Source organism: Flavobacterium sp. (assembly GCF_036405015.1).
GTDB lineage: Bacteria > Bacteroidota > Bacteroidia > Flavobacteriales > Flavobacteriaceae > Flavobacterium.
Window position 1 is genome coordinate 1 of record NZ_DASWYK010000140.1, and the last position, 1,834, is coordinate 1,834.

Sequence of the window (1,834 nt, forward strand, 5' to 3'; positions counted from 1 at the left end):
TAACAATATATAAAAAGCTATATATATGACACTTAAATATATTTATAAAAACTAATACTTTAAATAAAAGAATAACTTATACCACTCTTATGTAAAAAAAATACTATTAGTATATCATAAATAACTATTTTTACACAGTCTAAATAAGAATAAATAAATGAGGAAATTCTTAAAATAAAGACATCGGAAAAATTCAATGAAAAATACAAGCATCTTCGGTCTGAATCAACAAAAAGTCATTTTAAGTTTTGTTTTATTATACATCAATTTTATACAAGCCCAAATTAACAATCAGGAAACTGGAATTGACTTGAAAGAGGTAAATGTTAACAGTCGAAGCACGAGTACTAAAAATAATCCGGAAACTTTAATAAAAGCTCAATACAGTGCAATGCCAGTAATTATAATCGACCGTAAAACGATAGAACTCATGGGCAGCAGAAGACTCGATGAAATATTAAAAGAACAAACTGGAATTGCGGTGGTCAATAACATTAGTGGTGGCGCCAGATCTGTAGGTGTGCAAATGCAGGGTTTTGGTAGTGAATATATCATGGTTTTAATTGACGGACAGCCTATGGTGGGGAGAAATAATGGAAATTTTGATCTTTCTCGAATCAGTGTTTCAAACATCGAACGTATTGAAATTATAAAAGGCGCCTCTTCTAGTCTTTATGGAAGTGAAGCTTTAGGTGGAACTATCAATATTATTACAAGACATGGAGTTATTGATCCACAAATGCAGGCCTCTTTAAGTTACGGATCACTAAATATTGTAGATGCAACATTAGAAGGCGAAACTCCTTTTTTAAATAATAAAGGCAACGCAAATATTGCAGCGAACTATTACAGAACAGATGGTTTTAATACCAATTCAAAATACATTCAAGGCACTACTTCGCCTCCATACGACAATTACAGTCTTCAGGGAAGATCACGTTATCAGATCAATGAAAACAGTTTCCTGAATTTAAGCGGACGTTACGGACTTCGTCGTTCGTTTATGCAAAAAGATTTTGGTCTGGGGCATATTTCCGGAGACAATCAGGACGAACAGGATCTTAATTTATCGCTTTCTTTTGATCATCGATTTAATAGCAATTTAAGAAGCGTTACCCGATATTATCTCACCAATTATACAGCCGATATGAGTGTTGCCTGGCAGCAAAGTAATAGTTCGGTAAGTCAGGATGTTTTTAGACAAACGTTACACCGCCTAGAACAGCAGTTTTCTTTTAGTCACAACAATTCATACCAGGTTGTTGGAGGAATTGGAGGCAGTGTAGAAAACATGAATGATGAAGCTCTTAATGGTGTAAATTCATTGCAAACTTTTTTCTCTTACATTCAGGGCGAATGGTCACCCATTCAGAAATTAAAAGCAGTTGGTGGTTTACGATACGATCATACCAACAATTTTGGAGGAAGATTAAACCCAAGTTTCGGATTACAGTATTTTGTAACCCCAAAACTAACTTTCAAAGCAGGAATCGGAACGGGATTCAAAGCTCCTGACTTTAAAACAAATTACTTAGTTTTTTATAATTCCAGCAGCAATTATCTTGTAATTGGAAATGCGGTTCTCGCTCCTACTCTTCAACAATTACAAGACGACGGTCAGATTAGTGAAATCAGACAATATGTACTCAATCAAACCGCAGGAAATCTTCAGGCAGAAAAAAGTACTTCTTACAATGCTGGACTAGTTTTAGAACCTTCTAAAAAAATTAAAATTGAAGGAAATGTTTTTTACCATAAGATAACCAATCAGATAAATAGTATACAAGTTGCTACAGGTACGAATAATCGAATTATTTATACGTATCAAAACTTG

General features: G+C 33.9%; 1 protein-coding gene. It reads left to right on the forward strand.

Annotated features, from left to right (window positions below; genetic code table 11):
• Positions 1-196: 196 nt before the first annotated feature.
• On the forward strand, positions 197-1,834 hold a 1,638-nt coding region (locus VGE71_RS10640; RefSeq protein ID WP_331138313.1), incomplete at its 3' end, for a TonB-dependent receptor plug domain-containing protein.